This is a genomic window from Variovorax sp. Soil_C_19, from assembly GCF_057657255.1.
Map to the genome: position 1 here is coordinate 100,512 of NZ_JBDGIV010000012.1, position 25,748 is coordinate 126,259.

Below are 25,748 nucleotides of genomic sequence, written 5' to 3' on the forward strand. Positions count from 1 at the left end.
GCTGGCCGACCCCGCAAAACCTTGTAGGACAACAAGGCTCAGGCCGTGACGATCCAGCCCTCGAGCGGATCGATTGCTTCGGGTAGCCCGTAGCCCGGCCCCGGCATGGACGTGCGTTCCGCGCCCCAGGCCGCCTGGACGAAGCACAGCACGGCGTCGAGATGATCGCCCTGAGCATCCCCGAGCAGGTCGGCGCGGTGCGCGGCGTCGAGCCCCAGCCGCAAGCTCAGGCGCGAGGTGCCTGCCTCGAGCGCGGCGACCAAGTCGGTGCGCGCCGCAAGCCGCTCGGGCGTCTGCTTCGCGCGGTCGTCGTTCTTGTAGCTGCGCCGGCCGATCAGCTCGCGCGCGAGCAGGCCCGGATAGGCTTCGAGCGCGATGCGGTCGGCGTGGTTGCCGACGTGCAGCCCCGGCAGGCTGGCCCCGGCGGCCAGCAGCGGCGACACGCCGGCGTGGAGCATGAACGCCACCGGCGGATTGACCCACTTCATAGAGGTGCTCGACCCGGCCGGCGCGTCGGTCGCCCGGTGCGCGAACTTGCCGCCCACGGGGCGGGTCGCGCAAAAGGCCGCGAAGGTTTTGCGGATCTCGGCGCGGCTCAGGCCCGCGTAGTGGCGCATGAGCGCCTCCCACTCGAGTGGCCACCGCAGGTGCTGCACCAGCTCGCGCGGCAGACCGAACGGAAAATCGAAGCCGCCGATCCATGCCGGCTCGGTGCCAAGCCATTCGGCCCAGCCCTCGAGCGTGCTGAAGCGCAGCAGGCGGGTCAGCGCCAGGGCGCCCGTGCCGCTCGCCTCGCCGGTCGCGACCACGATCGGCTTGCGCGCCGTGGGCGCGCAGGAGAAGTCGCATCCGAAAAGCAGCATCGTCGGCCTGCCCCTCGCCCGAGGGACAGGATCAGTGGCGCCCGACGATGGCCGCGGTGGCCATCAGCTCTTCGAGCAGCGCCAGCGACACTTTCCCGGAAACGGCATACGGATTGAGTTCGGGCTTTTCCGAATACTTGAGCAACGTCGAGGCGTTGAGCTTCGACAGGTTGACCTGCCCCATGGTCCAGCCGCCGAAGCGCCGCTCGGAGATCTCTTCGTAGTGCAGCAGCACCACGTCCTTGTGGCGCGCATCGCGCTGGATGTGGCCGTAGAGCTCGCTGATCGCTTCGCGCCCGCCCTCGATCGCCTGCAGGAAGGTGCCGCCGCCGTAGCAGAGGATGCCGGTGATGCCCGAGGCCGGGTTGTGGGAGCGCGACTGCGCGAGGATGGCGTCGATCGCCTCGGGGCTCGTGTCGACGGCGCGGCTGGCGTAGAGAAGTCGAACCAGCATGGTCAGTTTTTCCTTGGCAGCAGGGACAAGAATTCGCGACGCAGGCTCGGGTCCTTGAGGAACACGCCGCGCATGACGGAATTGATCATCTTGCTGTCCATTTCCTTCACGCCGCGCCAGGCCATGCAGAAGTGCTCGGCCTCCATGACGAGCGCCAGCCCGTCGGGCTGCGTCTTCTCCTGGATCAGGTCGGCCAGCTGCACCACGGCTTCTTCCTGGATCTGCGGCCGGCCCATCACCCATTCGGCGAGCCGCGCGTATTTGGACAGGCCAATGACGTTGGTGTGCTCGTTCGGCATGACGCCGATCCACAGCTTGCCGATGATTGGGCAGAAGTGGTGTGAACAGGCGCTGCGCACGGTGATCGGGCCGACGATCATCAGTTCGTTCAGGTGCTCGGCATTGGGAAACTCGGTGAGCGCGGGCGGCGCCACGTAGCGGCCCCTGAACACTTCGTTCAGGTACATCTTGGCGACGCGGCGCGCGGTGTTGCCGGTGTTGTGGTCGTTGTCGAGATCGATCACCAGGCTCTCGAGCACGCCCTTCATCTTGACCTCGACCTCGTCGAGCAAGGACTCGAGCTCGCCCGGCTCGATGAACTCGGCGATGTTGTCGTTGGCATTGAAGCGCTTGCGCGCAGCCTGCAGGCGTTCGCGGATCTTCACGGAGACGGGGGTGCCCTCGTCGTCATTGTGTCCATCAGGGCGCGGTTCCACGTCGGTTTTCCTCAGCATCCGGGCATCGTACCAGCGAATGGCTTTGAGCTCTTCAGCCCTGCACCGCCCGTGGCTTCTGCGACAACTGCTATCAATTCGGAAGCGTGAAGTCGGCTACCAACGGCAGATGGTCCGACATCCGCGCCCAGATCGGCCCGCGCGGCACCGAGCAGGCCACCGGTTCCAGCCGCCGCCCGTAGACGAAATCGAGCTGCGCCACCGGCAGGCGCGACGGGTAGGTGAGCGTGCGCGGCCCGCGCAGGTCGCTGGTGTCGCGCAGGCCCATCGCGTTCATCGCGTAGCGCATGCGCGCGCCCCAGTCGTTGAAATCGCCCGCGACCACCACGGCCTCGTCGGGCGGCACCTCGGTGTCGATGAACTCGCGCAGCCGCGCCACCTGCCGCACGCGGCTGCCCCTGATGAGCCCCAGGTGCACCACGATCGCATGCACCGGCCGGCCCTCGACCTCGATCACCACATGCAGCAGCCCGCGCTGCTCGAAGCGATGGTCGGAAATGTCGCGGTGGCCGGTGCGGATGACGGGCCAGCGCGTCAGCAGCGCATTGCCGTGCTCGCCATGGCGCGTGATGGCGTTGGTTTCGTAGACCGCGGTGTAGCCCTCGGGGGCCAGAAAATCGGCCTGCGGCAGCTCCGGCCAGCGCGCGAACCGCGCCTCGCCCTGCCGGTTCATCTTGCGCACTTCCTGCAGGCAGACGATGTCGGCGTCGAGTTGTTCGATGGCGTGGCCGAGGTTGTGGATCTCCAGCCGCCGTGCCGGACCGATGCCCTGCACGCCCTTGTGGATGTTGTAGGTGGCGACGCGAAGCGTCTGTGCCGGCAGGTTCATCGCATAAATTCTGGCAGCAACAGAATGGCTTCGGCGTTCGATGGGGAAAAGCAGGCGTCGGCGGCCTCGCGATAGGGCAGCCACTTCCAGTCGTCGTGTTCGCGCGGCGCGAGCACCGGCGTCAGGCGCTCGGGCACGCACAGGCCGAACAGGTGCTCGGTGTTGTGCGTGACCTCGGGTGCGTAGCGCGCGCGCCAGGCCGGATAGATCTCGTAGACGTTTTGCAGCTGCCAGTCGACCAGCCGCGCAGCGAGCGGACTGCCCTCGCCGCACAGGATGCCGGTTTCCTCGGCCACCTCGCGTGCCGCGGTGAGCGCGAGCGGCTCGTCGGTCACGTCCTTGCTGCCGGTCACCGATTGCCAGAATTCGCGGGTGTCGGCGCGGCGGATCAGCAGGACCTCGAGCGCGGGCGTATGGATGACGACCAACACCGACTCCGGAATCTTCCAGGGCCGGGCGGGCGTCGTCATGCCTGCGTCAGGCCGCGGGCTGCTGAGTGTTGCGCAGCCGGATGTGCAGCTCGCGCAGCTGCTTCTCGTCGACCGGGCTCGGCGCCTGCGTGAGCAGGTCTTGCGCGCGCTGGGTCTTGGGGAAGGCGATCACGTCACGGATCGACTCGGCGCCCGTCATGAGCATGACGAGGCGGTCCAGGCCGATCGCGATGCCGCCGTGCGGCGGTGCGCCGTACTGCAGCGCATCGAGCAGGAAGCCGAACTTGGCCTGCGCGTCCTCGGCGTTGATCTTGAGCGCGCGGAACACCTTGCTCTGCACTTCCTCGCGGTGGATACGCACCGAGCCGCCACCCATCTCGATGCCGTTGAGCACCATGTCGTAGGCCTTGGCGATGCACTTCTCGGGCGCGGTGTCCATGAGGTCTTCGTGGCCGTCCTTGGGTGCGGTGAACGGATGGTGCACGGCGCTCCAGCGCTGGCCTTCCTCGTCGAACTCGAACATAGGGAAATCGACCACCCACAACGGCGCCCAGCGGTCCTCGAACAGGCCCGCCTTGCGGCCGAAGGGGCTGTGGCCGATCTTCACGCGCAGCGCGCCCATGGCGTCGTTGACGACCTTTTCCTTGTCGGCGCCGAAGAACAGGATGTCGCCATTGACCGCGCCCGTGCGCGCGATGATCTCGGCCAGCGCCGCATCGTCGAGGTTCTTGACGATCGGGCTCTGCAGGCCGTCACGGCCCGCGGCGGCGTCGTTGACCTTGATGTAGGCCAGGCCCTTGGCGCCGTAGATCTTGACGAACTCCTGGTAGGCGTCGATCTCGCCGCGCGAGAGGCCGCCTTCGGCACCGCCGCCCGGCACCTTCAGCGCGACCACGCGGCCGCCCTTCATGGTGGCGGCGTTCGAGAACACCTTGAACTCGACGCGCTTCATGGTCTCGGTGAGTTCGGTGAACTCGAGCTTCACGCGCAGGTCGGGCTTGTCGGAGCCGTACTTGAACATCGCGTCGGCATAGCTCATGGTCGGGAACACCGGCAGGTCGATGCCCGCGGCGTTGCGGAACACGTTGCGGATCATGCCTTCGAACATTTCGCGGATCTCCTCCTCGGCGAGGAACGAGGTCTCGATGTCGATCTGGGTGAATTCGGGCTGGCGGTCGGCGCGCAGGTCCTCGTCGCGGAAGCACTTCACGATCTGGTAGTAGCGGTCGTAGCCGGCCACCATCAGCAACTGCTTGAAGAGCTGCGGCGACTGCGGCAGCGCGAAGAAGCTGCCGTCGTGCACCCGGCTCGGCACGAGATAGTCGCGCGCGCCTTCGGGCGTGGACTTGCCGAGCATCGGCGTCTCGATGTCGATGAAGCCGTTGGCGTCGAGGAACTTGCGCGTCTCCATCGTCACCTTGTAGCGCAGCATCAGGTTGCGCTGCATCGCGGGGCGGCGCAGGTCGAGCACGCGGTGCGTGAGGCGCGTGGTTTCCGAGAGGTTGTCGTCGTCGAGCAGGAACGGCGGCGTGACCGACGGGTTCAGCACCTTGAGCTCATGGCACAGCACTTCGATCTTGCCGCTCTTGAGCTGGTCGTTGGTGGTGCCTTCGGGGCGGGCACGCACCAGGCCGGTGATCTGCACGCAGAACTCGTTGCGCAGATTCTCGGCCACGGCGAAGGTGGCGGCGCGGTCGGGGTCGCACACCACCTGCACATAGCCTTCGCGGTCGCGCACGTCGATGAAGATCACGCCGCCGTGGTCGCGCCGGCGGTTAACCCAGCCGCACAGGGTGACGGTTTCGCCCATCAGGGCATCGGTCACAAGACCGCAATAGTGAGTACGCATGGCCATGGTTGGATTCCGGCGCCGCAAAGGCGCATTGGTATTACTTGCTCGCGATGGACGAAGGGCCGCCGGGGACGACCACGCCCATCGAGACGATGTACTTGAGCGCTTCGTCCACGCTCATCTTGAGTTCGATGCAGTCGCTGCGCTTGAGCATCACGAAATAGCCGCCCGTGGGATTGGGCGTGGTCGGGACGTAGACGCCCAGGTAGTCGCCGCCGCCGAGATGCCCGACCACCTCGGGGCCGGGCGTGCCGGTCACGAAGGCAATGGTCCAGAGGCCTTCGCGCGGCCACTGCACCAGCACGGCCGTGCGGAAGGCATTGCCGTTCTCGGAGAACAGCGTGTCCGACACCTGCTTGACGCTGGAGTAGATCGAGCGCACCACCGGGATGCGCCGCACCACCGCGTCGCCCCATCCGAGCAGGCGTTTGCCCACGAAATTGCTCGCTACCGCGCCGACCACCAGCAGGATGGCGAGCGTGAGCAGCACGCCGAGCCCGCGCACGTTGTTCTCGTGCAGCCAGTTCTGCCACGCGAGCGGCAGCACCCAGAGGGTCTGGTCCAGCGTGTCGATGATCCACTTCAACACCGCCAGGGTGATGAACAGCGGAACGATCACCAGCAGGCCGGAGAACAGCCATTTGCGCAGGGCGTGCATGGGGCGTGGCGTCTCAGTCGCTCTTGGCGGCCGCGGCAGGCGCCGGGGCGGGGCTGGAGGCCGGCGCAGGTGCAGGCGCAGGCGCAGGCGCAGGCGCAGGGCTGGAGGAAGCATCCGCCGCCGGGGCCGTGCCCGCAGGCGCGGCGGCCGCATCGCCGTTCTTGGCCGTGGCGGCCTCGGGCTTCTTGCCGCCGCCATCGCGGAAATCGGTCACGTACCAGCCGGACCCCTTGAGCTGGAAGCCGGCAGCAGTGACTTGCTTCTCGAATGCGCTCGCGCCGCACGCCGGGCACACCGTGAGCGGCGCGTCGGACATTTTCTGCAGGGCGTCCTTGGCAAAGCCGCAGGCGCTGCACTTGTAGGCGTAGATGGGCATGGAATTGAGTGAGGAAAAAGCGGCGCCAGAACGCTGGCGCGAACCGCTCGCAAAGCCCTCGATTATAAGGGCCGGCCCCTGCCAGCGCCCGCTCAGACCGCTTCGGTGACCAGCATCCGGTGCGGCGTGCGGGTGTCGGTCACCCACTGCGGCAGCAGCGATCCGGCGAGGATGCCGCCGAACGAGGCGAGCACGCCGGCCAGCTGGGCCGGGAATTCCTCGCCCCAGGGGGTGTACAGGAAGAGCAGCCACACGCCGATGCCCGCGGCGATGGCCGCCAGCGCGCCCTGCGTTGTCGCGCGGCGCCAGTAGAGGCCACACACCAGCGGCACGAAGGCGCCGACCAGCGGCACCTGGTAGGCGCCCGAGACCAGTTCGTAGATCGGCGTGCCCTGCATGCGGATCGCATAGGCGAGCACCGCCGCACTGAACACCAGCACCGTGATACGCATGGTCCTGAGGTTCTGCCGGTCGGTGCCCGCGGGCCGGAACTGGCGCCAGATGTTTTCGGTGAAGGTGACGCTCGGCGCCAGCAGCGTGGCCGACGCGGTCGACTTGATGGCCGACAGCAGCGCCCCGAAGAACAGCACCTGCATGACAAACGGCATCTTCTCGAGCACCAGCGTCGGCAGCACCTTCTGCGGATCGTCCTTCAGCAGAGCGGCGGTCTGCTCCGGCATGATCAGCAAGGCGCTCGCCACCAGGAACATCGGCACGGCCGCGAACAAGATGTAGGCGATGCCGCCGATCACCGGACCGCGCGTCGCGCCCTTGACGCTGTTGGCCGACATCACGCGCTGGAACACGTCCTGCTGCGGAATGGAGCCGAGCATCATGGTGATGGCGGCAGCGAAGAAGAAGACCATGTCGTGCCAGTTCGGCTCGGGCCAGAACCTGAAGAGGTCCTTGCTCACGGCGAAGGCCAGCACCTTGTCGGCGCCGCCGGCCATCTGGCCGGCGAACACCGCGATGATCGCGAGGCCCGCGACCAGGATGATCATCTGGAGGAAATCGGTCACGGCCACCGACCACATGCCGCCGAACAGCGTGTAGGCCAGGATGGAAAGCACGCCGATCACCATGCCGGCCGCTATGCCGATGGCGCCGCCCGAGAGCACGTTGAAAACCAGCCCGAGCGCCGTGACCTGCGCCGAAACCCAGCCGAGATAGCTCAGCATGATGATCAGCGAACACGCCACCTCCACGCCGCGGCCATAGCGCTCGCGGTAGTAGTCGCTGATCGTGAGCAGCGTCATGCGGTAGAGCTTGCCCGCGAAGAACAGCCCCACGAGGATCAGGCAGGTGCCGGCGCCAAAGGGGTCTTCGATCACGCCGTTCAGGCCGCTCTCGATGAACTTGGCGGGAATGCCGAGCACCGTTTCCGAGCCGAACCAGGTGGCGAACGTGGTCGTCACGATCATGAACAGCGGCAGGTGCCGCCCGGCGATCGCGAAGTCGGTGGTGTTCTTCACCCGCTTTGCGGCATAGAGCCCGATGGCGATGGTGACCAGCAGATAGATGACAACCAGCGTCAGCAGCACGAGACTCTCTCCTCTAGAACAATTTCACGCGCACCAGCACCTGCATGGCGAGCAACCCCAATACAAATCCCATGCCACCGTAGATGATGGCCTGCAGCAGCCGGTTGGTGCGCTTCTGCGCGGCCAGCAGTTCGAGCAGCTCGCGGCGATGGTCGGGCGCCCGATTCTCGAGGTACTCGTGCAGCAGGCGCGGCAGCTGCGGCAGCAGTTTCGCGTAGCGCGGCGCCTCGGCCCGCAGCTGCTGGAACAGCTTCTTCGGCCCGATCTGGTCGACCATCCACTTCTCGAGAAAGGGCTTGGCGGTGTGCCAAAGGTCGAGTTCGGGGTCGAGCTGGCGGCCCAGCCCCTCGATGTTGAGCAGCGTCTTCTGCAGCAGCACCAGCTGCGGCTGGATCTCGACGTGGAACCGGCGCGAAGTCTGGAACAGCCGCATCAGAACCATGCCGAGGGATATCTCTTTCAGCGGGCGGTCGAAGTACGGCTCGCAGACGGTGCGGATCGCCGCCTCGAGTTCATCGATGCGCGTGCCTTCGGGCACCCAGCCGCTTTCGAGGTGCAGTTCGGCCACGCGCTTGTAGTCGCGCCGGAAGAAGGCCACGAAGTTCTGCGCGAGGTATTCCTTGTCCGACTCCGTCAGCGTGCCGATGATCCCGAAGTCGAGCGAGATGTAGCGGCCGAAGGTCTCGGGCGCCAGGCTCACCTGGATGTTGCCCGGGTGCATGTCGGCGTGGAAGAAGCCGTCGCGGAACACCTGGGTGAAGAAGATGGTGACGCCGTCGCGCGCGAGCTTGGGAATGTCGACGCCGGCCGCGCGCAGGCGGTCGAGCTGGGCGATCGGCACGCCGTTCATGCGCTCCATCACGATCACCTCGGGATGGCAGAAGTCCCAGAACATCTCGGGGATCAGCACCAGCTCGAGCGAGGCCATGTTGCGCCGCAGCTGGGCGGCATTGGCCGCCTCGCGCACCAGGTCGAGCTCGTCGTGCAGGTACTTGTCGAACTCGGCCACCACCTCGCGCGGCTTCAGCCGCTTGCCGTCGGCCGACAGGCCCTCGACCCAGCCGGCCATCATGGCCATGAGGGCGAGGTCCTTCTCGATCACGCCCTGCATGCTGGGACGCAGCACCTTGACGGCCACCTCGCGCACCTCGCCGGTGCTGGTTCGGATGGTGGCGAAATGCACCTGCGCGATCGACGCGCTCGCCACCGGCGTCTCGTCGAACTGCACGAACACGTCGCTCACCGGCCGGCGGAAGGCCCGCTCGATTGTGGCAATGGCCACCGACGACGGGAACGGCGGCACCCGGTCCTGGAGAAAGGCGAGTTCGTCGGCGATGTCGGGCGGCAGCAGGTCGCGGCGGGTCGACAACACCTGGCCGAACTTGACGAAGATCGGGCCCAGCCGCTCGAGCGCCTCGCGCAGCCGCTGGCCGCGCGGCGCATCGAGGTTGCGGCCGATCGAGACCACGCGCGCCACGACGCGCAGCCACGGCTTCTGGAAGCTCGTGAGCACGAGCTCGTCGAGGCCGTAGCGCAGCGCGACCCAGACGATGACGAAACCGCGATAGAAGCGCCTCATTCGGCCTTGCCCGCCTGCGGGCCGGGGCGTGCGCCCGAGGCGAACTGGCGCAGCGCGCCGGCGACGCGGCGTGCGCCCTCGGCCACGGTGTGCGCCGGCACGTCGCCGATCACGCGGGCGAGATCGTCTTCGACGTCCCAGCGCACGTGGTCGACCAGCCAGTTGACCTCGGCCGCGAGCTGCACGTCACCGACGATCTGCACCGCGGGCTTGTCGCCGCGCAGCGTGGCACGGGCCAGGTCGAACGGGGATTCGTCGGTGACGGTGAGCGTGAGCTCGGGCACCGAGCCCGGCGGCGCGAGGTCGAGCAGGCCGGCCGGCGTGGCCACCAGCTCCATGGTCACGAAGCGCCACTGGAAGCGCACCACGCGCCCCTGCTGCCGCAGCAGCCGCTGCTGGGCTTCGGGCTCCTGCTGCAGCACATGATTGAGAAACAGCACCGCGCGGTGCTGGATCTCGTGCACCGCCCAGGCGGGCGGCTGCAGGCGCTCGCCGATGCGGTTGAAGAGATCACCGAGAAAAGAAAATGGGGACGATGGTGTGGCCATGTCCCCATTATCGGTTCAGCAGGCGGTCTCGCGACCGCCGGAATGCGCCTACTGCAGCGCCTGGACGCCCGCAACCAGCCAGCCGCCGGTGCCGCTGGTCGGCTTGGTCATGTTCCAGACTTCGCGGAACGGGCCCGGACCGGCCGAGGCGTCCTCGCGGATCATGCCCGAGAACTCCACGCTCGCCATGTAGACGTCGGCCAGTTCCTCGATGCCGAGCAGCTTGGCATCGAGCATCACGACTTCGGTCTTGTTCGATGCGCCGCCCGTGTGGCTTGCACGGTCCGCCAGCTGGGTGCGGATCTCCTCGACCATCTCGTCGGTCATCATCGAGCGCAGCATGGTCACGTCGGCACGGTCCCAGGCGTCCTGCAGCGTCACGAAGTTGCGCTTGGCGGCGGCCAGGAAGCCGTCGACGTCGAAGCCGGCCGGAATGCCCCAGCTCTGCGAACCCGCGAGCGCCGAGCCGATCATGCTGCCGCCCGCTGCGGCGCCTGCCGCGGAAAGGCTGCTGCCATGGGCCGGCGAGGCGTCGAAGGCAGCGGTGTTGCGCTCCCAGGGACGCGCCGAGGCGTCGTTGCCGACGTTGGCCGGGCTGTACTGTGCCGGCGCGCCCGGGTTTGCGGGACCGCCCGCACCTTCGAACGCGAAGCCGCCACGGCGGCCTGCCGCGGGCGCTGCTGCCGAGCGCGCCTTGAACATCCGCCAGACGAACAGCGCCGCCATCGCGAGCAGCGCGATCAGCAGGATGTTGGCAAAGCCGGCGCCGAGGCCGAGCGAATTCGCGAGCCAGGCCAGGCCCAGGCCGGCGGCCAGGCCGCCGAGCATGGCGCCCCAGGGGCGCTTCGGCGCCGCCGCAGCGGGCGTCGCGGGCTTGGGCGTCGCGGCGTTCGCGTTCTGCTGCGCAGGCGCCGCCGGCGGCGTGGACTGGCGCTGCGTCACGCCGGACGACTGGCGCCCGAACGACTTGCCGCCGCCCATGCGCGCGGCATCCGCCTGCACGCTGACCAGAACCAGCGCGGCAGCCAGGAACAAAGAACTCAAACTTTTCATCTCGTCTCCTCTTTCGAGCGAAGTATTCGCCAGATCAACACTTGATTCCAACATGAAGGGCGGCCACGCCCCCCGTCATGTTGTGATAATCCACATGCCCAAAACCGCCCTCTTTCATGAGGGTCTTGAGCTCTTCCTGCGCCGGATGCATCCGGATCGATTCGGCCAGGTAGCGGTAGCTGGCGTCGTCGCCCGCCACCAGCTTGCCCAGGCGCGGCAGCACATTGAACGAATACCAGTCGTAGGCCTTGGCCAGCGGCTTGGCAACCTTCGAGAACTCGAGCACCAGCAGCTTGCCGCGCGGCTTGAGCACGCGGTTCATTTCCTTGAGCGCCGCGTCCTTGTGCGTCATGTTGCGCAGGCCGAAGGCCACGGTGACCACGTCGAAGTGGTCGTCGGGGAAAGGCAGCTTCTCGGCGTCGCAAACCATCGTGGGCAGCGCCACGCCCGCATCGAGCAGCCGGTCGCGGCCGGTGCGGAGCATGGCTTCGTTGATGTCGGTGTGCACCACCTGCCCGCTCGCGCCCACCTTCTTCGAGAAAGCCAGCGCGAGATCGCCGGTGCCGCCCGCGATGTCGAGCACGCGCGAGCCTTCGCCGACGTTGGCCACCATCACGGTGTAGGCCTTCCATGCGCGGTGCAGCCCCGCCGACATGAGGTCGTTCATGAGGTCGTAACGCGACGCCACGGAGTCGAAGACGCCGCGCACGCGCTGCGCCTTTTCGCTTTCGTCGACCTTCTCGAAGCCGAAATGGGTGGTGCTCATCCGCCTGATGTTAGGGCGGAAGCACTCACCTCAAGCCGCCGACCCTTCGAACCCGGGGGATTTGTTGCTTTTTTCTTCCATTGGAAGCGCCCGGCACGCGCCGCGCTCAATGGCTTGCGCAGGCGGAGCCGCCGCCCTTGTCGGGCATCGGCGCATCGCGGTCGACGCCCGCTGCGGCAAGCCGGCGTTCGTACTCGGCCCAGAGTTGCGCCTCGTTGGCACCGAGCTCGTAGAGCAGGTTCCACGAGAAGATGCCCGTGTCGTGGCCGTCGCTGAAGACCGGCTGCACCGCATAGTTGCCCACCGGCTTCAGGTCGGCCAGTTCGACATTGCGCTTGCCGGTCTGCAGGACCTCCTCGCCCGGGCCATGGCCCTGCACCTCGGCGGAGGGCGAATAGATGCGCATCAGCTCGAACGGGATCCGGAAGCTCGCGCCGTCGGAGAAGGCGACCTCCAGCACGCGCGACTGGCCGTGCACGGTGATCGATGTCGGCGTCGGTGCGCCGGCTTGCAAACCTGCCATCAAAAACTCCTTGTAGCCAGTTGCGCCATCATCGCAGCCTCGAGTGCGGGCAGACGCGCGGCCAGGTCCGCCTCGCGGGCCCGATCGCTCGCGCGCTGCGCCGGCGCCCAGACCGGGGCTGGAAAATGCGTGTCGTCGGCAAAGCGTGCGATCACGTGCCAATGCAGGTGCGCCACCATGTTGCCGAGCGCCGCCAGGTTGACCTTGGCCGGCGCCAGGTGGTCGCGCAGGCACTGCTCGACGAGCGCCACCGCCTCCATGCACAACACGCGGTCGGCCGCCGACAGGTCGGAAAACTCCGCCACGTGCGCCCGCCATACCACGCGGTAGAAGGCCGGGAAGCCCGGCTCGTCGGCATGGATGACGCGCAGCCTGGCGCCTTCGAACACGACGCGGCCGCCCGGGCCGTCGCAGAGCGGGCAGCCCGCTGCGGCGGTCACACCAGCACCCGTTCGATCCCGCCCTGGTTCGCAGCCGCCACGTACTGCGGCATCCAGTCGCTGCCCAGCAGCTTGTTCGCCATCTCGACCACGATGTAGTCGGCCTCGAGCAGGCCGTTGTTCAGGTCGTTGCCGTAGCGTGAGAGGCCCTGCAGGCAGCTCGGGCAGCTGGTGAGGATCTTCACGTTGTCCTGGGCGCCGACCTGGCCGCTGTCGCGCAGCGCGGCCTCGCCCTTCTTGAGCTCTTCCTCCTTGCGGAAGCGGATCTGCGTGGAGATGTCGGGCCGCGACACGCCCAGCGTGCCCGACTCGCCGCAGCAGCGGTCGTTCTTGAGCACGTTGTCGCCGACCAGCGCCTTCACCGTCTTCATCGGGTCCTGCAGCTTCATCGGCGAGTGGCACGGGTCGTGGTACAGGTAGCCGCCGCCGCCTGCATCGGCCAGCGTGATGCCCTTCTCGAGCAGGTACTCGTGGATGTCGATGATGCGGCAGCCCGGGAAGATCTTGTCGAACTGGTAGCCCTGCAGCTGGTCGTAGCAGGTACCGCAGCTCACCACCACCGTCTTGATGTCGAGGTAGTTGAGCGTGTTGGCCACGCGGTGGAAGAGCACCCGGTTGTCGGTGATCATCTTCTCGGCCTTGTCGAACTGCCCGCTGCCGCGCTGCGGGTAGCCGCAGCACAGGTAGCCCGGCGGCAGCACCGTCTGCACGCCCGCATGCCAGAGCATCGCCTGCGTGGCAAGGCCGACCTGCGAGAACAGGCGCTCCGAGCCGCAACCCGGAAAGTAGAACACCGCCTCGGTCTCCGTCGTGGTCGTCTTCGGGTCGCGGATGATCGGCACGTAGTCGGCATCTTCGATGTCGAGCAGCGCGCGCGCCGTCTGCTTGGGCAGGTTGCCCGGCATCTTCTTGTTGATGAAGTGGATCACCTGCTCCTTGACCGGCGCCGGCCCGAGCGTGGCCGGCGGCGCCGCGGTCTGCCTGCGGGCCAGACCGCGCAACAGGTCGTTGGCCAGGCGCTGGGCCTTGAAGCCGATGCCCACCATGCCGGCACGCACCGCCTTGATGGTCTGCGGGTTGGTCGCGTTGAGGAAGAACATCGCGGCCGCATTGCCGGGACGGAAGCTCTTCTGCCCCATCTTGCGCAGCAGGTTGCGCATGTTCATCGACACGTCGCCGAAGTCGATCTTCACCGGGCACGGCGTGAGGCACTTGTGGCACACGGTGCAGTGGTCGGCCACGTCCTCGAACTCTTCCCAGTGCTTGATGCTGATGCCGCGGCGCGTCTGCTCCTCGTAGAGGAAGGCCTCCACCAGCAGTGAGGTCGCGAGGATCTTGTTGCGCGGGCTGTAGAGCAGGTTGGCGCGCGGCACGTGCGTGGCGCACACCGGCTTGCACTTGCCGCAGCGCAGGCAGTCCTTCACGCTGTCGGCGATCGCGCCGATGTCGCTCTGCTGCATGATCAGCGACTCGTGCCCCATCAAGCCGAAGCTCGGCGTGTAGGCATTGGTCAGGTCGGCATGCAGTTCTTCGGCCGGCTGCCCCGCGGGCGCGCGCAGCAACTTGCCCTTGTTGAAGCGGCCTTCGGGGTCGACGCGCCGCTTGTAGTCCATGAACGGCGCGAGTTCCTCGTCGCTCAGGAACTCGAGCTTGGTGATGCCGATGCCGTGCTCGCCCGAGATCACGCCGTCGAGGCTGCGCGCCAGCGCCATGATGCGCACCACCGCGGCATGCGCGGTCTGCAGCATGTCGTAGTTGTCGCTGTTGACAGGAATGTTGGTGTGCACGTTGCCGTCGCCCGCATGCATGTGCAGCGCTACCCAGACGCGGCCCTTGAGCACGCGCTGGTGGATGGCCACGCATTCGGCCACGATCGGCGCGAACTCGGCGCCGGCAAAGATCTCCTGCAGTGGCTGGCGCAGCTGGGTCTTCCAGCTCGCGCGCAGGCTGTGGTCCTGCAGCTGCGGAAAGAGCACGTCCACCTCGCGCAGCCAGCCGGCCCAGCGCGTACGCACCTCCTGCACCAGCGTCACGGCCTGCGCCACGCGGTCTTCGAGCAGCTCGGCGGCGGGAATCTCGTGCGCGTCGTCGCTCTTGCCCAGCGGCAGGTTGCCACGCAGCAGGAAGGCCTCGAGCGCGTCCGTCAGCGCGAGCTTGTTCTGCAGCGACAGCTCGATGTTGATGCGCTCGATGCCGTCGCTGTACTCGGCCATGCGCGGCAGCGGGATCACCACGTCTTCGTTGATCTTGAAGGCGTTGGTGTGGCGGCTGATGGCTGCGGTGCGCTTGCGGTCGAGCCAGAACTTCTTGCGCGCCTCGGGGCTGATGGCGACGAAGCCCTCGCCGCTGCGCGAGTTGGCGATGCGCACCACTTCCGAGGTGACGCGCGCCACCGCGTCGGCGTCGTCGCCCGCGATGTCGCCGAACAGCACCATCTTCGGGAGGCCGCCGTGCTTTTTGGACTTGGTGGCGTAGCCCACGGCTTTCAGGTAGCGGTCGTCGAGGTGCTCCAGGCCCGCCAGCAGCACGCCCGAGCGCTTTTGCTCGGCGAACATGAAGTCCTTGATCTCGACGATGCTCGGCACCGCGTCCTTCGCATTGCCGAAGAACTCGAGGCACACGGTGCGCGTGTGCGCGGGCATCTTGTGCACCACCCAGCGGCAGCTGGTGATGAGGCCGTCGCAGCCCTCCTTCTGGATGCCCGGCAGCCCCGAGAGGAACTTGTCGGTCACGTCCTTGCCGAGGCCTTCCTTGCGGAAGGTGCGGCCCGGGATCTCGAGGCGCTCGGTGCGCAGCGGCGTGCGGCCGTCGGCGGCAAAGTACTGCAGCTCGAACACGGCGCTTTCGGCATCGTGGATCTTGCCCAGGTTGTGGCCGATGCGCGTGACCTCGAGCCATTCGGCGTCGGGCGTGACCATGCGCCAGGCGGCCAGGTTGTCGAGCGCGGTGCCCCAGAGAACGGCCTTCTTGCCGCCGGCGTTCATGGCGACGTTGCCGCCGACGCACGAAGCCTCGGCCGACGTCGGATCGACCGCGAACACGTAGCCCGCGCGCTCGGCCGCATCGGCCACGCGCTGCGTGACCACGCCGGCCTCGGTCCAGATGGTAGGCACGGGGGCGTCGAGCCCCGGCAGCGCCACGTGCTCGACCTCGGTCATGGCCTCGAGCTTCTCGGTGTTGATGACCACGCTCTTCCACGTGAGCGGGATGGCGCCGCCGGTGTAGCCGGTGCCGCCGCCGCGCGGGATGATGGTCAGGCCGAGCTCGATGCAGCCCTTGACCAGCAGCGCCATCTCGGCCTCGGTGTCGGGGCACAGCACCACGAACGGGTACTCGACGCGCCAGTCGGTGGCGTCGGTGACGTGCGACACGCGCGACAGGCCGTCGAACTTGATGTTGTCCTTCGCGGTCAGCCGGCCCAGCACCCGCGTCGCCCTGCGGCGCAGCGCGGCCACGTCGCGGAAGGCGGTGTCGAAGGCGGCCACCGCCTCGCCGACCAGCGCGGTGAGTTCGCCCACGAGCTGGTCGCGCGGCATGTCGCTGTCGGGCGTGCGGCGCTTCTGGACTTCGCCCAGGCGGTGCTTGAGCGCATCGACCAGCTGGCCGCGCCGGCGCGGGTTGTCGAGCAGGTCGTCGACCAGGTAGGGATTGCGCTGGACCACCCAGATGTCGCCGAGCACTTCGTACAGCATGCGCGCCGACCGCCCAGTGCGGCGCTCGGCGCGCAGGGTCTGCAGCAATTCCCAGCCGCGCTCGCCCAAGAGGCGGATCACGATCTCCCGGTCGGAGAAGCTGGTGTAGTTGTAGGGGATCTCGCGCAGTCGTGCAGGCTCTGCGGCCTGCGACAACAGCGTGGTCAACGCGGTCGGAGCATTCATCGGGGGGTGGCACCTCGGCCAGGCGCTGCGCGCCCATATAGCCGGGGGTGGGATTTTAGGGCAGGCCCCGGCACCCTGCCGGCCGGCGGGCCATGCCCCCGCTCAGAACAGGACGCGGCTGCGGATCGTGCCGGGCACCTTCGCCAGCTTGCCCAGCGCCAGGTCGGAATGGGTGGCGTCGATGTCCATGACCACATAGCCGATCTTCTCGTTGGTCTGCAGGAACTGCGAGGAGATGTTGATGCCGTTGTCCGAAAAGATCTTGTTGATCTCCGACAGCACGCCCGGCACGTTGCGGTGGATGTGCAGCAACCGGTGCTTGCCGGCATGCGCCGGCAGCGCCACCTCGGGAAAGTTGACGGACGAAGTCGAGGTGCCGTTGTCGCTGTACTTCACGAGCTTTTCCGCCACCTCGAGGCCGATGTTGGCCTGCGCCTCCATGGTCGAGCCGCCGATGTGCGGCGTGAGGATGACGTTGTCGAGCCCGCGCAGCGGCGACTGGAACTCGTCCTTGTTGCTGCGCGGCTCGACCGGGAACACGTCGATGGCGGCGCCCAGCAGCTTCTTCTGCTTCAGGGCCTCGGCCAGCGGCTCGATCTCGACCACCGTGCCGCGCGAGGCGTTGATCAGGATCGCGCCGGGCTTCATGGCGGCGATTTCCGCCGCGCCGATCATCCACTGCGTGGCCTGCGTCTCGGGCACGTGCAGCGTCACGATGTCGCTCTGGGCCAGCAGCTGGTGCAGGTCGCGCACCTGGCGCGCATTGCCCAACGGCAGCTTGGCGGTCACGTCGTAGAACGCCACCTGCATGCCCAGCCCCTCGGCCAGCACCGACAGCTGAGCGCCGATGGAGCCGTAGCCCACGATGCCAAGCGTCTTGCCGCGGATCTCGTAGGCGTTCTCGGCCGACTTGAGCCAGCCGCCGCGGTGTGCCACCGCGCTCTTCTCGGGCACGCCGCGCAAGAGGAGGATCGCCTCGGCGAGCACGAGTTCGGCCACCGAACGGGTGTTGGAATACGGCGCATTGAACACCGCCACGCCATGCTCGCGCGCGGCTTCGAGGTCGACCTGGTTGGTGCCGATGCAAAAGCAGCCCACAGCCACCAGCTTCTGTGCCGCGGCGAAGACCTCGGCGGTCAACTGGGTGCGCGAGCGGATGCCGAGGAAATGCACGTCGGCGATCTTGGCCTTGAGTTCCGCGTCGGGCAGCGCGCCGGGCAGCGCCTCGATCTGGGAATAGCCCGCGCCGCGCAGCACCTCCACGGCCGAAGGATGGATGCCTTCGAGCAAAAGGAACTTGATCCGGCTTTTTTCGAGGGAGGTCTTGCTCGTCATGGCGTGCTCGCGAATGCCCCGGCCACGGCAACAGGCTAGGCCGAAAAAGGGGAAAACGATCCTAGCATGGTGCAGCGCAGCACGACGGCCGGCGCCGCGGGGCCGCTTGGCGCCAAAGGGGTTTTCCCGGTTGGACGATGGCGCCCGTCCGTGCGCCAATGTGTGCCGAATGTCACACGGATCGCCTAGCATCCGCGCTTTGCTTTTATTCCACAGGAGTCTTCCTTGATGCGTTTTCAATTGCTCGCCGCCACGTCGGCGCTGGCCGCCACGCTGGCCTTCCCGGCCCATGCCCAGACCGAGATCCAGTGGTGGCATTCCATGAGCGGTCCGCTCGGCGAATGGGTCAACGACCTCGCCAAGCAATACAACGACAGCCAGAAGGACTACAAGATCGTGCCGACCTACAAGGGCCAGTACGACGAGTCGATGACCGCCGCGATCGCCGCGTTCCGCGCCGGCAATGCGCCCGACATCCTGCAGGTGTTCGAAGTCGGCACCGCCACCATGATGGCCTCCAAGGGCGCGATCAAGCCAGTGGGCGAAGTGATGAGTTCGGGCGGCGTCAAGTTCGACCCCAGCGTCTACGTGCCCGCCGTGTCGGGCTACTACACCGCCGCGAACGGCCAGATGCTGAGCTTCCCGCTCAACAGCTCGACGACCATCTTCTATTACAACAAGGACGCCTTCAAGGCGGCTGGGCTCGACCCCGAGAAGGCCCCCACCACCTGGCCCGAAGTGATGGCCGCGGCCGACAAGCTCAAGGCGAGCGGCCACAAGTGCCCGTTCACCACCAGCTGGATGAGCTGGACGCAGCTCGAGAGCTTCTCGGCCTGGCACAACACGCTCTACGCGACGCAGAACAACGGCTTCGGCGGCACCTCGGCGCGCCTGGCCTTCAACTCGCCACTGCATGTGAAGCACTTCGAGAACCTGGCCAAGATGTCGAAGGACGGCACCTTCGTCTACAAGGGCCGCAACAACACCGGCGACGCCGCCTTCCCCTCGGGCGAGTGCGCGATGATGACCGCCTCGTCAGGCCTCTACGCACGCGTGGCCAAGGACGCCAAGTTCAAGTACGGCATCTCCACCATGCCCTACTATCCCGACGTGAAGGGCGCGCCGCAGAACACCGTGATCGGCGGCGCCAGCCTCTGGGTCATGTCGGGCAAGCCGGCCGACCACTACAAGGGCATTGCCAGCTTCTTCACCTTCCTGTCCGACACGAAGGTGCAGTCCGAAAGCCACAAGCGCACCGGCTACCTGCCGATCACCACCGCCGCCTACAAATTGACCGACGCCTCGGGCTTCTACAAGGAAAAGCCGGGCACCGACGTGGCGGTGACGCAGATGATCCGCAAGACCACCGACAAGTCGCGCGGCGTGCGCCTGGGCAACTTCGTGCAGATCCGCACCATCATCGACGAGGAAACCGAGCAGATCTGGAGCGGCAAGCGCAGCGCCAAGGAGGCGCTCGACGCCGCCGTGAAGCGCGGCAACGAACAGCTCGAGCGCTTCCAGAAGGCAAATAAAGGCTGAGCACCGTTCGGCTCCAGCGCCGAAGTAGACTCGCCCGCCCGCCACTGCAAAAGCCGTGGGGCGGGCGTTTCGTTTTTTGAGGGATTCGAGGGGTTATGGAAAAACGCGTTCTATTCCGGTCGGCATGGTTGCCATGGCTTTTGATCGCGCCGCAGATGGCGGTGATCCTGGTGTTCTTCTTCTGGCCCGCGAGCCAGGCCATCTGGCAGTCGCTGCAGACCGAGGACGCGTTCGGCACCTCCACCGTCTTCGTCGGTCTGGAGAACTTCGAGACCCTGTTCGACGACCCGGCGTACGTCGAGTCGTTCAAGGTCACGGCGCTGTTCTCGGTGCTGGTGGCCGGCATCGGCATCGCGCTGTCGCTGATGCTCGCGATCTTTGCCGACCGCATCCTGCGCGGTTCGCTGTTCTACAAGACCTTCCTGATCATCCCGTACGCGGTGGCGCCGGCCATCGCGGGCGTGCTGTGGGTGTTCATGTTCTCGCCGAGCATCGGCGTGGTGAGCTACGGCCTGCGCCACATGGGCATGGAATGGAACCACCTGCTCAATTCCAACCACGCGCTGTCGCTGATCGTGGTGGCCGCGATCTGGAAGCAGATCTCCTACAACTTCCTGTTCTTCCTGGCTGGGCTGCAATCGATTCCGAAGTCCCTGATCGAGGCCGCCGCCATCGACGGCGCCGGTCCGCTGCGCCGCTTCCTCACCATCCAGTTTCCGCTGCTGTCGCCGACCACCTTCTTCCTGCTGGTGATCAACATCGTGTATGCCTTCTTCGACACCTTCGCGATCGTGCATGCCACCACCGAAGGCGGTCCGGGCCGCGACACCGCGATCCTGGTCTACAAGGTCTGGCACGACGGCTTCCGAGCGCTCGACCTGGGCGGCTCGGCCGCGCAGTCGGTGGTGCTGATGGTGATCGTGGTCGTACTCACCGTGGTGCAGTTCCGCTACATCGAGAAGAAGGTCCAGTACTGATGGCGCATCCTCCTTTCCCCATTTCTTCTTCTTTCTTCTTCCGGAGCATCCGCCATGGTTGAACGCCGGCCCGGCCTGACCGTCCTCTCGCACGTGGTGCTGATCCTCGGCATCGCCATCGTGGCCTTTCCCATCTACCTCGCCTTCGTGGCCTCGACCCACACGCGCGACGAGATCCTGCGCGTGCCGATGCCGCTGGTGCCGGGCGCGCACATGGTCGAAAACTACACCGCCGCGCTCATGGGCACCGAGACGCAGGGCGCGCGCGTGGTGGTGGGCCGCATGATGTGGATCAGCCTGGTCACGGCGCTGGTCATCGCCTTCGGCAAGATCGCGATCTCGCTGCTTTCGGCCTTCGCCATCGTGTACTTCAAGTTCCCGTTCAAGAAGCTCGTGTTCTGGATGATCTTCGTCACGCTGATGCTGCCGGTGGAGGTGCGCATCCTGCCCACCTACAAGGTGCTGGCCGACCTGAACATGCTCAACACCTATGCGGGTTTGACCATTCCGCTGATCGCCTCGGCCACCGCGACCTTCCTGTTCCGGCAGTTCTTCCTTTCGGTGCCCGACGAACTCGTCGAGGCCGCGCGGATGGACGGCGCGGGGCCGATGCGCTTCTTCAAGGACATCCTGGTGCCGCTGTCGCAGACCTCGATCGCCGCGCTCTTCGTGATCCAGTTCATCTACGGCTGGAACCAGTACCTGTGGCCGCTGCTCGCCACCACGAGCGAAGACATGTACCCGGTGGTGATCGGCATCAAACGCATGATCGCCTCGGGCGACGCCGCGGTCGACTGGAACCTCGTGATGGCCACCGCAATCCTCGCGCTGATCCCTCCGGCGCTCGTGGTGGTGCTGATGCAGCGCTGGTTCGTCAAGGGCCTCGTGGACACCGAGAAGTGAACCCACGCCCGACGCCCACCGCATACAAGCAGATCACCTCTTAAGCCCAAGAACAAGACAACATGTCAGCCATTTCCTTTCGCAACGTCATCAAGCGCTACGGCAAGGGCGCCAAGGCCAACCAGGTCATCCACGGCGTCTCGGCCGAGGTGAACAAGGGCGAATTCGTCGTCATCGTCGGGCCCTCGGGCTGCGGCAAGTCCACGCTGCTGCGCATGGTGGCCGGCCTCGAGGAGATCTCGGCCGGCGACATCGCCATCGGCGACCGCGTGGTGAACCAGCTCGAACCTTCCGAGCGCGACATCGCCATGGTGTTCCAGAACTACGCGCTCTATCCGCACATGAGCGTGTTCAAGAACATGGCCTACGGCCTGAAGATCGCGCGGCTGCCGACCGACGAGATCAAGCGGCGCGTGGACAAGGCCGCCAAGATCCTCGAGCTGGGCCACCTGCTCGAGCGCAAGCCGCGCGAGCTTTCGGGCGGCCAGCGCCAGCGCGTGGCCATGGGGCGTGCGATCGTGCGCGAGCCGAAGGTCTTCCTGTTCGACGAGCCGCTGTCGAACCTCGACGCCAAGCTGCGCGCGCAGACCCGCCTCGAGATCCAGAAGCTGCACCGCGAGCTCGGCATCACCTCGCTGTTCGTCACGCACGACCAGATCGAAGCCATGACGCTCGCGCAGCGCATCATCGTGATGAACGGCGGCGTGATGGACCAGTTCGCCACGCCCGAAGAAGTCTACAACCGGCCCGCCACCACCTTCGTGGCGAGCTTCATCGGCTCGCCACCGATGAACCTGCTCAAGCAAGCGCCCGGCGTGCGCCCCGGCCAGATTCTCGGCATCCGCCCGGAGCACCTGACGCTCGACGAAAGCGGCTGGTCCGTGCAGGTCGAGTCGGTCGAGCTGCTCGGCGCCGAGCGGCTGGTGTATGGCCGCATCGGCGACGAGCAGATCATCATGCGCACCGACGAGGCCGACCGTCCGCCGAAGGCCGGCGACACGGTCCGGATCGCGGCGCAGCAGGACAAGCTGCACTGGTTCGACGCTGGCTCCGGCAAGCGCGCTGAATAAGACGCCCCCCGAAGCGCCTGCGGCGCCTCCCCCCACGGGGGTGCGCACCCGGTGGCCCGGCGGAGCCGGTTCCACGGGTGCACTGGATGAACACCACGACCCGCTCAAAAATGAACGCTACGCCCTGGCCTTATCCCCGCTGGATCGCCCACCGCGGCGCGGGCAAGCTGGCACCCGAGAACACGCTGGCCGCTTTCCGGCTCGGTGCCGCGCACGGCTGGCGCATGTTCGAGTGCGATGCCAAGCTCAGCGCCGACGGCGTGCCCTTCCTCATGCACGACGCCACGCTCGAACGCACCACCAGCGGCCACGGCATTGGCGGCGACCTGCCTTGGGGCGGGCTGTCGCAGCTCGATGCCGGCGGCTGGCATTCGCGCGCTTTCGCGGGCGAGCCGCTCGCCACGCTCGAGAACCTCGCACGCTTTTGCCTCGCCAATGGCTACCTGCTCAACATCGAGATCAAGCCCACGCCGGGCACCGAGCAGGAAACCGGCGCAACGGTGGCGCGCGAAGCCGCACGGCTCTGGCAGGGCGCGGCTGTTGCGCCGCTCCTGACCTCGTTCCAGGCCGAATCGCTGCGCGCCGCGCGCGACGTGGCGCCCGAGCTGCCGCGCGGGCTGCTGCTCGACACGCTGCAAGAGGGTTGGTTCGACACCGCCACCGGCCTCGGCTGCGCCGCGGTGGTCTGCAACCATGCGCTCTGGGACGCGGCCACTGTGGCCCGGGTGCAGGCGGCCGGCCTGCGCACGCTGAGCTACACCGTCAACGACGAATGGGCCGCCCAGCGGCTCATCGACCTGGGCACCGACGGGATCATCACCGACCGCGTCGACCTGTTCAGCCCGGCCCGCTGATCGCCGCCGCGGCCAGGCACGCCGCCCTTCTATGATGGCGGCCATGAGCGTGACCTCCCGCCTGCTGGCGCTGTGCCTGGCTGCCCTGCTGTCTTGCGGCGCCGCGCTGGCGCAGCTCGACCCTGCCGGCAGCGGCGCCGCCGCCATGGCGGCGCCCGAGCCCGAGCTGAGCGTGCCCGAGATGCGCGCGCAGCTCACGAGGATCACCGAGGCCCCGCCCGAAGCCCATGGCAGCCTGCGCGATCAGCTGGCGCAGATCAACGCGATCGGCGCCCAGGCCGAGAAGTTCGTGGCAGCCCGCACCGCCGAGCTGGCCGACCTCAACGCCCGCCTCGGCGAGCTTGGCGAACCGCCGGCGGCCGGCGCCACCGAAGACCCCGACATCACGCGCCAGCGCGCCACCCTGACGAAGGAGCGCAACACGCTCGATGCCGACATCCGGCTGGCGCGCCTGCTGACCATCGACGTACGCCAGCGCGGCGCCGAACTCGTGGACCAGCGCCGCGCGCTGTTCGAGGCGCAGGTCACCGAGCGCGCCCCCTCGCCGCTGGGCGACGAATTCTGGCGTGATCTTCGGCGGGCATGGCCCGGCGACATCGCGCGCCTGCAGGCCCTGGGCGCGGACCTGCGCGACGGCTTCGAGAAGGCGACCGGGCAAGGCACGCGCACCGGGGTGATCGGCGCGCTGCTGCTGGCCGTGGTGCTTGCCGTGCTCGGGACCTGGGCCGCCGAGCACCTGCTCACGCGGCTCGCCGCACGGCTGCTGCCGGCGGGCCGGCTTCGGCGCTCGCTGCTGGTGATCGCCATCGTGGCCAGCCACGTGCTGCTCGTCGCGCTGGCCGCGTACGGCGTCGAGCGGCTGCTCGAGGAGTACGCGACCTGGACGCCGCAGGCGAGCAAGGCGCTGCACTCGCTCGCACAGGCGCTGGTGTTCATGGCCTTCGTGGTCGGGCTTGGACGTTCGCTGCTGGCCATCGGCCGGCCGAGCTGGCGGCTGCCGCCGATGTCCGACGCGGTGGCCGGCCGCCTCGCCGTTTTGCCCTGGTTCGTGGCGCTGGTGGCCGCGGTCGCATGGACGCCCGCAGAGATCAATACCGTCGTGGACGCGAGTTTCGCGGCCGTGGTGGCGACCCACGTGGTCACGGCGCTGACGCTGACCGCGCTCGTCGGCGTCGTGCTGCTTCGCCTGCGAACGCTGCGCGACCGCGCGCCAGGTGCCGACCTGCCGGAGCAGCCGATCTGGGTCGGACTGCTCGTGGCCTGCATCGGCGCGGTCATGGTCGCGATCTGGGTCCTGCTCGCCGTGGGATATGTGGCGCTCGCCAGCCTGCTGGCCTCGCAACTGACCTGGACCGGCATCGTCGCCGCCTCCTTCTACGTGCTGTTCAAGTTTGCCGACGACGTGTTCATGGCGACCGTGTCGTCACGCAGCACCATGGGCCAGCGGCTGCAGAAGAGCTTCGGGCTCGCACCGCAGACGCTGGACCAGGCCGCCACGGTGCTGTCGGGCCTGAGCCGCGTCGGCCTGTTCTTCTACATGCTGATCGCGCTTGCGGCGCCGCTGGGCACCGGCCCCGACGAGGTGTTCCAGCGCAGCGGCAAGTTCGGCTCGGGCGTGAAGGTGGGCGAGTTCGAACTCGTGCCCGGCGCCATCCTGGGCGCGGTCGCGGTGGCGATCCTGGGCTTCGTCGTGCTGCGCGTCTTCAAGCGCTGGCTCGCGCAGAGCTACCTGCCGAGCACCCGCTTCGAGCCCGGCATGCAGAGCTCGATCGCCACGCTGTTGGGCTATGTGGGCGGCATCCTCGTGGTCGCGTTCTCGCTGTCGGCGCTGGGCATCAGCATCGAACGCATCGCCTGGGTCGCGAGCGCGCTCTCGGTCGGCATCGGTTTCGGGCTGCAGGCGATCGTGCAGAACTTCATCTCGGGCCTGATCCTGCTCGCCGAACAGCCGGTGAAGGTGGGCGACTGGGTCGTGCTGGGCACTACCGAGGGCGACGTGCGGCGCATCAACGTGCGGGCCACCGAGATCCAGCTCGGCGACCGCTCGACGCTGATCGTGCCGAACTCGGAGTTCATCACCAAGACGGTGCGCAACATGACGCTGGCCAATGCCGAGGGCCGGGTGCTGATCCGCCTGCCGCTGCCGCTGACCACCGACGCGGCGCGCGTGCGCGAGCTGATCCTCACGGCCTGCCGCGAACACGAAGGCGTGCTGGAGACGCCCGCGCCCTCGCTCACGCTCGAAGGCATCGAAGGCGGCCTGCTCGTGTTCCAGGCCATCGCCTATGTCTCCAGCCCGCGCCTGGCGGGTGGCGTGCGCAGCGACCTGCTGTTCACCATCCTGGAGCGCCTGCACGCGGCGCAGATCCCGCTGGTGCCCTATGCGGCGATGCCGGCGCCGGCTGCCGCCCCGGCCGAACCGGCAGCTCCCGCCGCCTAGGCGCAGGCCGCACCGATCATCCGAGCAGCGGGCAAATGCCCGCGCTGATCGACCGATTGTCCGGAGGCGCCCGAACGAACAATCAGCCATGAGCAGGCGCCGTGC

At 67.4% G+C, this 25,748-nt stretch carries 23 protein-coding genes; 6 read left to right on the top strand and 17 right to left on the bottom strand.

Annotation, left to right across the window (positions count from 1 at the left end):
* Positions 1 to 38: 38 nt before the first annotated feature.
* The 17 genes from AC3A6R_RS20765 to serA form a co-directional block, all read right to left on the bottom strand.
* On the bottom strand, positions 39 to 863 hold the full coding sequence (locus tag AC3A6R_RS20765) for a DUF429 domain-containing protein (RefSeq protein WP_487865434.1): 825 nt from the start codon (positions 861 to 863) through the stop codon (positions 39 to 41).
* Between the two features lie 31 nt (positions 864 to 894).
* A complete protein-coding gene (locus tag AC3A6R_RS20770) occupies positions 895 to 1,317 on the bottom strand; it encodes a BLUF domain-containing protein (RefSeq protein WP_487858550.1) in 423 nt (140 codons plus the stop codon).
* Between the two features lie 2 nt (positions 1,318 to 1,319).
* A complete protein-coding gene (folE, locus tag AC3A6R_RS20775) occupies positions 1,320 to 2,051 on the bottom strand; it encodes a GTP cyclohydrolase I (RefSeq protein WP_487865435.1) in 732 nt (243 codons plus the stop codon).
* Positions 2,052 to 2,124: 73 nt separating this feature from the next.
* Positions 2,125 to 2,880 (bottom strand): endonuclease/exonuclease/phosphatase family protein, encoded by a 756-nt coding sequence (locus AC3A6R_RS20780; RefSeq protein WP_487865436.1) that lies wholly within the window; start codon positions 2,878 to 2,880, stop codon positions 2,125 to 2,127.
* Positions 2,877 to 3,350, bottom strand: a complete 474-nt coding sequence (nudB, locus tag AC3A6R_RS20785) for a dihydroneopterin triphosphate diphosphatase (RefSeq protein WP_487865437.1) — start codon at positions 3,348 to 3,350, stop codon at positions 2,877 to 2,879. The genes AC3A6R_RS20780 and nudB overlap by 4 nt, the downstream gene beginning before the upstream one ends.
* 7 nt (positions 3,351 to 3,357) lie before the next feature.
* Positions 3,358 to 5,166, bottom strand: coding sequence for an aspartate--tRNA ligase (gene aspS / locus AC3A6R_RS20790; RefSeq protein ID WP_487865438.1), 1,809 nt, complete (start codon positions 5,164 to 5,166; stop codon positions 3,358 to 3,360).
* Positions 5,167 to 5,200: 34 nt separating this feature from the next.
* Positions 5,201 to 5,821 (bottom strand): DUF502 domain-containing protein, encoded by a 621-nt coding sequence (locus AC3A6R_RS20795; RefSeq protein ID WP_487858555.1) that lies wholly within the window; start codon positions 5,819 to 5,821, stop codon positions 5,201 to 5,203.
* A gap of 13 nt (positions 5,822 to 5,834) precedes the next feature.
* Positions 5,835 to 6,197 (bottom strand): FmdB family zinc ribbon protein, encoded by a 363-nt coding sequence (locus AC3A6R_RS20800; protein ID WP_487865439.1) that lies wholly within the window; start codon positions 6,195 to 6,197, stop codon positions 5,835 to 5,837.
* Between the two features lie 92 nt (positions 6,198 to 6,289).
* Complete coding sequence (locus AC3A6R_RS20805; RefSeq protein ID WP_487858557.1) at positions 6,290 to 7,738, bottom strand: high affinity choline transporter 1; 1,449 nt, start codon at positions 7,736 to 7,738, stop codon at positions 6,290 to 6,292.
* Positions 7,739 to 7,751: 13 nt separating this feature from the next.
* Positions 7,752 to 9,317, bottom strand: coding sequence for a ubiquinone biosynthesis regulatory protein kinase UbiB (gene ubiB / locus AC3A6R_RS20810; RefSeq protein ID WP_487858558.1), 1,566 nt, complete (start codon positions 9,315 to 9,317; stop codon positions 7,752 to 7,754).
* Entirely contained in the window at positions 9,314 to 9,865 is a 552-nt protein-coding gene (locus AC3A6R_RS20815) for a ubiquinone biosynthesis accessory factor UbiJ (RefSeq protein ID WP_487858559.1), read from the bottom strand. The genes ubiB and AC3A6R_RS20815 overlap by 4 nt, the downstream gene beginning before the upstream one ends.
* 48 nt (positions 9,866 to 9,913) lie before the next feature.
* Positions 9,914 to 10,918 carry a Tim44 domain-containing protein gene (locus AC3A6R_RS20820; RefSeq protein WP_487865440.1) on the bottom strand — a complete coding sequence of 335 codons (1,005 nt, stop codon included), beginning with the start codon at positions 10,916 to 10,918 and terminating at the stop codon, positions 9,914 to 9,916.
* Between the two features lie 34 nt (positions 10,919 to 10,952).
* A complete protein-coding gene (gene ubiE / locus AC3A6R_RS20825; RefSeq protein ID WP_487858561.1) occupies positions 10,953 to 11,684 on the bottom strand; it encodes a bifunctional demethylmenaquinone methyltransferase/2-methoxy-6-polyprenyl-1,4-benzoquinol methylase UbiE in 732 nt (243 codons plus the stop codon).
* Between the two features lie 106 nt (positions 11,685 to 11,790).
* Positions 11,791 to 12,207, bottom strand: coding sequence for a gamma-butyrobetaine hydroxylase family protein (locus AC3A6R_RS20830; protein WP_487858562.1), 417 nt, complete (start codon positions 12,205 to 12,207; stop codon positions 11,791 to 11,793).
* Positions 12,207 to 12,647, bottom strand: a complete 441-nt coding sequence (locus AC3A6R_RS20835; protein ID WP_487865441.1) for an HIT family protein — start codon at positions 12,645 to 12,647, stop codon at positions 12,207 to 12,209. Before AC3A6R_RS20835 ends, AC3A6R_RS20830 begins: the two co-directional genes overlap by 1 nt.
* Entirely contained in the window at positions 12,644 to 16,525 is a 3,882-nt protein-coding gene (locus tag AC3A6R_RS20840; protein WP_487858564.1) for a DUF3683 domain-containing protein, read from the bottom strand. The genes AC3A6R_RS20835 and AC3A6R_RS20840 overlap by 4 nt, the downstream gene beginning before the upstream one ends.
* 102 nt (positions 16,526 to 16,627) lie before the next feature.
* A complete protein-coding gene (gene serA, locus AC3A6R_RS20845) occupies positions 16,628 to 17,860 on the bottom strand; it encodes a phosphoglycerate dehydrogenase (RefSeq protein ID WP_487865442.1) in 1,233 nt (410 codons plus the stop codon).
* Between the two features lie 228 nt (positions 17,861 to 18,088).
* On the opposite strand from serA, the gene ugpB reads away from it, so the two are divergent.
* From ugpB to AC3A6R_RS20875, 6 genes are all read left to right on the top strand, one after another.
* Entirely contained in the window at positions 18,089 to 19,399 is a 1,311-nt protein-coding gene (gene ugpB / locus AC3A6R_RS20850) for a sn-glycerol-3-phosphate ABC transporter substrate-binding protein UgpB (RefSeq protein ID WP_487858566.1), read from the top strand.
* Between the two features lie 95 nt (positions 19,400 to 19,494).
* A complete protein-coding gene (ugpA, locus tag AC3A6R_RS20855) occupies positions 19,495 to 20,376 on the top strand; it encodes a sn-glycerol-3-phosphate ABC transporter permease UgpA (protein ID WP_487858567.1) in 882 nt (293 codons plus the stop codon).
* Positions 20,377 to 20,430: 54 nt separating this feature from the next.
* Positions 20,431 to 21,279, top strand: coding sequence for a sn-glycerol-3-phosphate ABC transporter permease UgpE (ugpE, locus tag AC3A6R_RS20860; RefSeq protein ID WP_487858568.1), 849 nt, complete (start codon positions 20,431 to 20,433; stop codon positions 21,277 to 21,279).
* A 62-nt stretch (positions 21,280 to 21,341) separates the two neighbouring features.
* The gene (ugpC, locus tag AC3A6R_RS20865) at positions 21,342 to 22,349 is read left to right on the top strand and encodes a sn-glycerol-3-phosphate ABC transporter ATP-binding protein UgpC (protein WP_487858569.1); all 1,008 of its coding nucleotides are present in this window, start codon (positions 21,342 to 21,344) and stop codon (positions 22,347 to 22,349) included.
* Positions 22,350 to 22,459: 110 nt separating this feature from the next.
* On the top strand, positions 22,460 to 23,203 hold the full coding sequence (gene ugpQ, locus AC3A6R_RS20870; RefSeq protein WP_487858570.1) for a glycerophosphodiester phosphodiesterase: 744 nt from the start codon (positions 22,460 to 22,462) through the stop codon (positions 23,201 to 23,203).
* A 43-nt stretch (positions 23,204 to 23,246) separates the two neighbouring features.
* Complete coding sequence (locus AC3A6R_RS20875; RefSeq protein WP_487858571.1) at positions 23,247 to 25,643, top strand: DUF3772 domain-containing protein; 2,397 nt, start codon at positions 23,247 to 23,249, stop codon at positions 25,641 to 25,643.
* The last annotated feature ends 105 nt before the right edge of the window (positions 25,644 to 25,748 follow it).